This is a genomic window from Sphingomonas sp. (assembly GCF_039595165.1).
In the GTDB taxonomy this organism is placed as follows: domain Bacteria; phylum Pseudomonadota; class Alphaproteobacteria; order Sphingomonadales; family Sphingomonadaceae; genus Sphingomonas.
The window spans coordinates 1-7,643 of the sequence record NZ_JBCNMA010000150.1; the positions used below are offsets into that span (position 1 = coordinate 1).

General features: G+C 69.6%; 7 protein-coding genes and 2 pseudogenes. 6 read left to right on the forward strand and 3 right to left on the reverse strand.

Annotated elements, in window-relative coordinates; translation table 11 throughout:
- The 6 genes and pseudogenes from ABDV68_RS17165 to ABDV68_RS17190 all read left to right on the forward strand — a co-directional run.
- Positions 1-328: pseudogene (locus ABDV68_RS17165) on the forward strand (N-(5'-phosphoribosyl)anthranilate isomerase); the annotation flags it as partial.
- A gap of 44 nt (positions 329-372) precedes the next feature.
- Positions 373-1,584: a tryptophan synthase subunit beta gene (trpB, locus tag ABDV68_RS17170; protein ID WP_343521324.1), complete on the forward strand. Its 1,212-nt coding sequence runs from the start codon at positions 373-375 to the stop codon at positions 1,582-1,584.
- 127 nt (positions 1,585-1,711) lie between these two features.
- Positions 1,712-2,512 carry a tryptophan synthase subunit alpha gene (trpA, locus tag ABDV68_RS17175; RefSeq protein WP_343521325.1) on the forward strand — a complete coding sequence of 267 codons (801 nt, stop codon included), beginning with the start codon at positions 1,712-1,714 and terminating at the stop codon, positions 2,510-2,512.
- Positions 2,509-3,369 (forward strand): acetyl-CoA carboxylase, carboxyltransferase subunit beta, encoded by an 861-nt coding sequence (gene accD / locus ABDV68_RS17180; protein WP_343521326.1) that lies wholly within the window; start codon positions 2,509-2,511, stop codon positions 3,367-3,369. Before trpA ends, accD begins: the two co-directional genes overlap by 4 nt.
- Before the next feature lie 14 nt (positions 3,370-3,383).
- Positions 3,384-4,715: a folylpolyglutamate synthase/dihydrofolate synthase family protein gene (locus ABDV68_RS17185; protein WP_343521327.1), complete on the forward strand. Its 1,332-nt coding sequence runs from the start codon at positions 3,384-3,386 to the stop codon at positions 4,713-4,715.
- Positions 4,716-4,784: 69 nt separating this feature from the next.
- Positions 4,785-5,213 carry a DUF6628 family protein gene (locus ABDV68_RS17190; protein WP_343521328.1) on the forward strand — a complete coding sequence of 143 codons (429 nt, stop codon included), beginning with the start codon at positions 4,785-4,787 and terminating at the stop codon, positions 5,211-5,213.
- Here the strand turns inward: ABDV68_RS17190 and ABDV68_RS17195 are convergent.
- The 3 genes and pseudogenes from ABDV68_RS17195 to ABDV68_RS17205 form a co-directional block, all read right to left on the reverse strand.
- Positions 5,210-5,962, reverse strand: coding sequence for a tetratricopeptide repeat protein (locus ABDV68_RS17195; RefSeq protein WP_343521329.1), 753 nt, complete (start codon positions 5,960-5,962; stop codon positions 5,210-5,212). The two genes, ABDV68_RS17190 and ABDV68_RS17195, sit on opposite strands and share 4 nt — an antisense overlap.
- Positions 5,959-7,338: an MFS transporter gene (locus ABDV68_RS17200; RefSeq protein WP_343521330.1), complete on the reverse strand. Its 1,380-nt coding sequence runs from the start codon at positions 7,336-7,338 to the stop codon at positions 5,959-5,961. Before ABDV68_RS17200 ends, ABDV68_RS17195 begins: the two co-directional genes overlap by 4 nt.
- A gap of 55 nt (positions 7,339-7,393) precedes the next feature.
- Positions 7,394-7,643 (reverse strand): annotated as a pseudogene (locus ABDV68_RS17205) (response regulator); the annotation flags it as partial.

Consider the following 7,643-nt stretch of genomic DNA (forward strand, 5'->3'; position numbering starts at 1 on the left):
GGCGGTCGCGGTCAAGACCCGCGCCGATCTCGACGCCGCCGACAGCTATCGCGGCGCGGTCCAGCGGCTGCTCTACGACGCCAAGGTGCCCGACGAGGCCAGGCTGCCCGGCGGCATGGGCCTGCGCTTCGACTGGACCTTGCTCCAGGGCTTCACCCATCCGCTGCCCTGGGCGCTGTCGGGCGGCCTCGACCCCGCCAACGTCGCCGAGGCGATCGGGATCACCGGCGCGCGCCTGGTCGACGTCTCCTCAGGCGTCGAATCCGCACCGGGCGTCAAGGACGAGGCGAAGATCGCCGCTTTCCTCAAGACGGTCGCAACGCTGTAACAATGCTTGGCGCGCGCCGAAGACGCGCCTAAACGCCGCTCACCATGAACGTGCCCAACTCCCTTCGCGCCCAGCCCGACGAGCGCGGGCATTTCGGCCAGTTCGGCGGCCGCTACGTCGCCGAGACGCTGATGCCGCTCATCCTCGATCTCGAGCGCGAGTACCGCGCGGCCAAGATCGATCCGGCGTTCAAGGCGCAGTTCGACGGGCTGATGAAGCATTATGTCGGCCGCCCCAGCCCGCTCTATTTCGCCGAGCGGCTGACCGCCCATTACGGCGGCGCGAAAATCTACTTCAAGCGCGAGGAGCTCAACCACACCGGCGCGCACAAGATCAACAACTGCATCGGCCAGATCCTGCTCGCCATCCGCATGGGCAAGACGCGGATCATCGCCGAGACCGGCGCGGGCCAGCACGGCGTCGCCACCGCCACCGTCGCGGCGCGCTTCGGCCTGCCCTGCACGATCTTCATGGGCGCCAAGGACATCGAGCGCCAGCAGCCCAACGTATTCCGCATGAAACTGCTCGGCGCCGAGGTGCGCCCCGTCACCAGCGGCTCGCAGAGCCTCAAGGACGCGATGAACGAGGCGCTGCGCGACTGGGTCGCCACCGTCCACGACACCTTCTACATCATCGGCACCGCCGCCGGCCCGCACCCCTATCCCGAGCTAGTGCGCGACTTTCAGAGCGTGATCGGCACCGAGAGCCGGGCGCAGATGCTCGAGGCCGAGGGCCGCCTGCCCGACCTGCTGATCGCCGCGGTCGGCGGCGGCAGCAACGCGATCGGGCTGTTCCACCCCTTCCTCGACGATGCCGAGGTCGCGATGATCGGGGTCGAGGCCGCGGGCAAGGGCATCGACACCAGCGAGCATGCCGCGAGCCTCACCGGCGGCGCGCCCGGCATCCTCCACGGCAACAAGACCTATCTGCTGCAGGACGAGGACGGCCAGATCACCGAGGCGCACTCGATCTCCGCCGGCCTCGACTATCCCGGCATCGGCCCCGAGCATAGCTGGCTGCACGAGAGCGGCCGGGTCGAGTATCTGCCGATCACCGACATCCAGGCGCTCGACGCGTTCCAGCTCTGCTGCAAGCTCGAAGGCATCATCCCCGCGCTCGAAAGCTCGCACGCGCTGGCAGCTCTCGAGCTCAAGGCACGGGAAATGAACGAAGACCAGATCATCTTGGTCAACGTCTCCGGCCGCGGCGACAAGGACATCTACACTGTCGCCCAGGCGATGGGGGCCGAGATATGAGCCCTAACCCCACCCCGTCATCCCGGCCTTGTGCCGGGATCCACCGCGCGTCTGGCGCTGCGGCTGGAGGCTCATGTCTATCGCGTGCGACGAGGTGGACCCCGGAACAAGTCCGGGGTGACGAACTGTGAGCAGGATAATTTCCGCCTTCGCCGCCGCCGCCGCGCAGCACCGCGCAGCCCTCGTCACCTTCGTCACCGCGGGGGACGGCGACACCGCCGCGATCCTCGACGCGCTGGTCGCGGGCGGCGCCGACGTGATCGAGCTCGGCATGCCGTTTACCGATCCGATGGCCGACGGCCCGGCGATCCAGGCCGCGAATCTGCGCAGCCTCGCCGCTGGCACGCGCACCGCCGACGTGCTCGCCATCGCCGCCGCCTTCCGCCAGCGCCACCCGGACGTGCCGCTGGTGCTGATGGGCTATGCCAACACCATGACCCGCCCGACGCCCGAAGCCTTCGCGCAGAAGGCGGCAGAGGCCGGCGTCGACGGCACGATCATCGTCGATATCCCGCCCGAGGAGGCCGACGAGATCGCCCCCTTCGCCGCGCACGGCATCGCCACGATCCGCCTCGCTACCCCGACCACCGATGCGGCGCGCCTTCCCGCGGTGCTGAACGGCGCCAGCGGCTTTCTCTACTACGTCTCGGTCGCCGGCATCACCGGCCTGCAGCAGGCCGCGCAGGACAGCATCGAGGCCGCGGTCGCGAAGCTCAAGGCCGCCACCGACCTTCCCGTCGCGGTCGGCTTCGGCGTGCGCACCCCCGAACAGGCCGCCGCGATCGGCCGCGTCGCCGACGGCGTCGTGGTCGGCTCGGCGATCATCGACCTGATCGCGCAGCACGGCGCAGATGCGCGCCCCGCGGTCCTCACTTATATCAAATCCCTGAGCACGGCCCTCGCCGATGCCCGAAAGGAACCCGCATGAGCTGGCTCACCCGCGTCCGCAACGCGATCTCGTTCGTCATCCCCAACAAGGCGGAGACACCCGACAATCTCTGGCACAAGTGCAAGGGCTGCGGGCAGATGGTGTTCACCAAGGAACTCCAGGAGAATCTCTCGGTCTGCCCGATCTGCGACCATCACGAGCGCATCGGCGGCAAGACGCGCTTCGACCAGCTGTTCGACCCCGGCTACACGGTGCTGCCCAGCCCCCGCGTGACCGAGGATCCGCTCAAGTTCCGCGACCAGAAGCCTTATCCCGCGCGCATCAAGGCCGCGCGCGCCAGCACCGGCGAGCAGGACGCCTTCCTCAACGCCAGCGGTACGATCCTCGGCCACAAGGCGGTGATCGGCGTGCAGGACTTCGCCTTCATGGGCGGGTCGATGGGCCAGGCGGTGGGCGAGGCGTTCATCGCCGGCGTGGAAGCCGCGATCGGCGCGCGCGCCCCGTACATCGTGTTCACCGCCTCGGGCGGCGCGCGCATGCAGGAGGGCATCCTCAGCCTGATGCAGATGCCGCGCAGCACCGTCGCGATCTCGATGCTCCACGACGCCGGCCTGCCCTATATCGTCGTCCTGACCGATCCGACCTCGGGCGGGGTGATGGCAGCCTATGCCATGCTCGGCGACGTCCAGATCGCCGAGCCCAAGGCGACCCTCGCTTTCACCGGCCGCCGCGTGATCGAGAACACGATCCGCGAGAAGCTGCCCGACGATTTCCAGACCAGCGAATATTATCTCGACCACGGCCTGATCGACATGGTCGTCCACCGCAAGGAGCTGCGCGAGAAGCTGGGGCAGCTCATCGGCCTGCTGGTCGGCGGGGAGAAGGCGGCGGCCTGATTCTGGCGGCGACGATGCCCGACCACGCCACTTCCACGGACCCGGGCGTCCAGCGCCAGCTCGATCGCCTGATCGCGCTCGGCCCCGGAGCCGATATCCTCGGGCTCGAGCGCATCACGCGGCTGCTCGATCGCGTCGGCAACCCGCACCTCGCGCTACCGCCCATGCTGCATGTCGCGGGCACCAACGGCAAGGGCTCGACCTGCGCCTTCCTGCGCGCCGCGCTCGAGGCCGCCGGGCTCACCGCGCACGTCTATTCGAGCCCGCATCTCGTCCGCTTCAACGAGCGCATCCGCCTCGCCGGCAAGCTGATCGCGGACGACATCCTCGCCGCGCTGCTGGAGGAGGTGCTCGACTCCGGCGGCGATATCGGCGCGAGCTTCTTCGAGGTCACTACCGCCGCCGCCTTCCTCGCCTTTTCGCGCACGCCCGCCGACGCCTGCGTGATCGAGGTCGGCCTGGGCGGCCGGCTCGACGCGACCAATGTCATCCCTGCCCCCGCGGCCTGCGCGATCGCGCAGCTCGGCATCGACCATCAGGCGTTCCTCGGCGACACTGCCGAAGTCATCGCCGGAGAGAAGGCCGGTATCGCCAAGCCCGGCGTCCCGCTCGTCACCATGGCCTATCCCGGCCCGGTCGCGGAGCGCATCGCCGAGGTCGCTGGAGCCGCTGGCGCCCCGATCCTCGCATGCGGCCAAGCGTGGGACTTCGAGGTCGCGCATGATGGCCTCTGCTATCGCGATGCCAAGGGCAGCGTCGAAACCCCGTTGCCCACCCTTGCCGGCCCCCATCAGCCCGCCAATCTCGCACTCGCCATCGCCACGCTGCGCCATCAGCAGCGCCTCGCGATACCCGCAAAAGCCCTTGCCGCCGCCGCAACCTCGGCGCGCTGGCCCGCGCGCATGCAGCGCCTCGCCGAGGGGCCTCTGCTCGACCTGCTCCCAACCGGCAGCCAGCTCTGGCTCGACGGCGGCCATAACGAAGCCGCCGCTCGATCGGTCAGCGCAGCGCTCGCCGAGGCCGCGCAGGGCCGCCCCGTCCATCTCGTCCTCGGCATGCTGTCCAACAAGGATGCGTCGGGTCTGCTCACCCCCTTCGCGCCGCTGGCGCGGTCGCTCACCGCGATCCCCGTGCCGGGTCATGCGCACCATGCCCCCCGGGATCTCGCCGAGGCCGCGCGCCGCCTCGGCGTTCGATGCGTCGAAACCGCCGAGAACCCCGAATCCGCACTGCGTCGGATCGCGGTGCGCCTCCCCGCGGGCGGTGCCCCGCCGGTCATCCTCATCCTGGGCTCGCTCTATCTCGCAGGCGAAGTGCTCCGCGCGAACGACGAGCTGCCGGACTGATTCTTATTGCGATTGACTATCAATAACAGGCTGTCAGGATAGCGGGACGAATCGACTCCGGAGTCCCGCATGACCGCACTCGCCACGCTCGGCCACGCCTTGCCCCGCATCCAGCCGGAGGATCCGGGCGCGCGGTTGCTGCTGTTCGGCATCCGCCAGCTCGGCGCCAACGGCCTCTCCGACGCCGCCGCCGCGCATGCCTTCGTCACCGGCTTCGGCAAGAGCTTCCGCCGCCCGCTGCTCCTGCTGCGCGCGTTGATGGCGGAGATGTCGGCGGCCTCCTCCGGCCCGATCCAGATCGCGCCATGGTGCTGCGCGCGCATGACCGGGGCGGAGGGAGCCCTGCTCGACGTCATCGCCTGCGCGCCGTTCGATCCCGAGCGCGCGCGCCTGCTGCTCGCCGACTTGCTCGGCGCGCGCCGCGTCGACGGCGTGCTCGCCACCGCCCATGCTTTGTCCAACGCTTTCGCCGATGCCGGCCTGCCGCTCGAAGCCTAGCTGACCTTGGCGCGTAGCTGAGCCAGCGTGTCCGCGGCCCAGCGATACATCTCGGACTCCGCCGCGCGCTGTTGCCGGTCGAGCCGCTTCGCCCGCGCCTCGACCTCCTCGAGCACCTTGCGCGCCTTGTTCTCCCAGCCCTCGGCAAGCAGCAGCGCGGCATAGCGGCAGCGCGCCTCCTCGCCCGGCAGCCGCGTCACCACGTCGGCATAGAGCGCCAGCGCCTCTTCGTTGCGTCCCGCATGCTCGAGCATCCGCGCGCGAAGCAGGCCCTGCCGGTCGCGCTCGCTCTGCCCCGCGGGCGGTTCGAGTCCGTCGAGGAGCGCCAGCGCCTCCCCTGCATGCCCCTGCTCGAAGATCGCGCGCGCCAGCTTGGCCTCAGTCCGCGCGTCGTCGGGCGCCTTGACCAGCGCCTCGCGATACGCCGCCTCGGCCTCGCTCCAGCGGCCGAGCTCGGCGCAGGCGTCGCCTAGCCGCACCCGGTTCGCCGCCGTATCGGTGAGCTCCAGCGCCTCGCGCGCCGCGCGCAGCTCGCGCTCCGGGTCGAGCGCCGCGGTCGCCCTGGCGCGCACCGTGCGGACATGGCGGTTGCCCTGCAGCCCGGGCAGGATCTCGACGATGAAATAGGCGATCGCGCCGACCATCGGCAGGAAGATCAGCGCGGTCAGCCACAGCGGACTGCGCCCGGTCTTCACCAGATGCACGACGCACGCGACCTGGATCGCGATGATGCCGAGATAGACGATCATGCGGCAGGCGCGGGCCTGCCGCCGGGCTCCTCGACCTCGCGCGCCTTGCGCACGCTTTCGGCGACGAACCCCTTGCGCCACAGGATCCAGAGCAGGATCATCCCCGGGATCGCGACCGCCGTGGTCAGCAGCCAGAAGCCGACCCAGCCCAGCGACTCGGCGGCGATGCCCGCCGGGCTCGACAGCCAGGTCCGCCCGACCGCCGCGAGCGACGACAGCAACGCGAACTGAGTCGCGGTATAGGCAAGGTTCGACAGCCCCGAGAGATAGGTGACGAACACCGTCAGCCCCATGCCGCTGGTCACCTGCTCGGTCGCGACCGCGATCGTCAGCCAGGTCACCGAATGCCCCTGGCTCGCCAGCATCGCGAAGGTGAGGTTGCTCACCATCATCAGCACGCCCGAGACGAACAGCGCCCTGCCCTGCCCGAGCCACGCCATCAGCGGCGCGGCCAGCGCGGTGCCGACGATCAGGCCCCAGAAGCCGACGAACTTGTTGATCGCCACGAACTCGGTGTCGGTGAAGCCGAGCTCGACGATCATCGGGTTGAGCATCACCTGCCCCATCGCGTCGCCCAGCTTGTAGATCAGCACGAACAGCAGGATCAGCCACGCGCCGTGCCGCCGGAAGAACTCTCGGAACGGCCCGATCAGCGTTTCCTCGAGCCATTCGCCTGCGGTCTGGCGGGGCCGCTCGCGAACCGCCTTCTCGTGCAGGCCGGGGCCGGCCCAGAAGGCGGCGATGATCCCGGGGATGATGCACAGCCCGGTCAGGCCATAGGCCATCGCCCAGCCCAGATCGAACCCCTCGCTCGACGCGAGCGCGATCGTCCCGACGCCAGCGAAGAACGCGCCCAGGCGATAGCCGAACTGGTTGTTGGCGGTGCCGTGCGACAGCTCCTCTTCGGGCAGGATCTCGATGCGATAGGCGTCGATCACGATGTCCTGCGTCGCGCCGAGGAAGGCGACCACGATCGCCCAGAACACGAAAGGTCCCATATTGCCGTCGCGCGGGTCGCTCGCGCCGAGCATCCACACCGACGCGAACAGCAGCGCCATGATCAGGAACAACCAGGCGCGGCGCTGGCCGAACAGCGGCGCGAGCACGGGCAGGCGGATCCGGTCGATCAGCGGCGCCCACAGGAACTTGAGCGTATAGGGCGTGGTCAGCCCGACCGCGAAGCCGATCGTCTTCTTGTCGATCCCGACCTTCGCCAGCCAGAAGGTCATCGTGCCGAGCAGCAACGCGAGCGGGAAGCCGCTGGAGATGCCCAGCAGCAGCGCGGCGATCGGCCGCGGGCGGATATAGGGCAGCATCACCGCGCCCAGGCTACGCTTGGGCGTGTCGATGCCCCGATCCGCAGCCGCTTCGTTCATCCGTCCCTCCCGGTCAAAGCTCGACCCTAGCGGGAAATAGCGGGAAGCAAAGCCCTCAGGCGGCGGTCTGGAACAGCTTCATGCTGGGCGGCAGGCGGCGCGGTTGCTTTCCGTCGAGCAATGCCTCGATCGCGGTGATCGCGGCGAGCAGGTGGCGCTGGGGATAGGGCTTGGACAGGCACCCCATCGCGATCGCCTCGACCTCGTCGAGCGGGCGGCCGGTCACCAGCAGCGCCGGCACGTTCTGCGCCCGCGCCGCGTGCGCGACGTCGGCGCCGCTGCCGTCGCGCAGGCCCAGGTCGACC

What these genes read in the sequence shown, in the direction of transcription:
- trpB (WP_343521324.1), top strand. Translation starts at nt 373, where the DNA reads ATGAACGTGCCCAACTCCCTTCGCGCCCAGCCCGACGAGCGCGGGCAT.
- accD (WP_343521326.1), top strand. Translation starts at nt 2,509, where the DNA reads ATGAGCTGGCTCACCCGCGTCCGCAACGCGATCTCGTTCGTCATCCCC.
- ABDV68_RS17185 (WP_343521327.1), top strand. Translation starts at nt 3,384, where the DNA reads ATGCCCGACCACGCCACTTCCACGGACCCGGGCGTCCAGCGCCAGCTC.
- ABDV68_RS17190 (WP_343521328.1), top strand. Translation starts at nt 4,785, where the DNA reads ATGACCGCACTCGCCACGCTCGGCCACGCCTTGCCCCGCATCCAGCCG.
- ABDV68_RS17195 (WP_343521329.1), bottom strand. Translation starts at nt 5,962, where the DNA reads ATGATCGTCTATCTCGGCATCATCGCGATCCAGGTCGCGTGCGTCGTG.
- ABDV68_RS17200 (WP_343521330.1), bottom strand. Translation starts at nt 7,338, where the DNA reads ATGAACGAAGCGGCTGCGGATCGGGGCATCGACACGCCCAAGCGTAGC.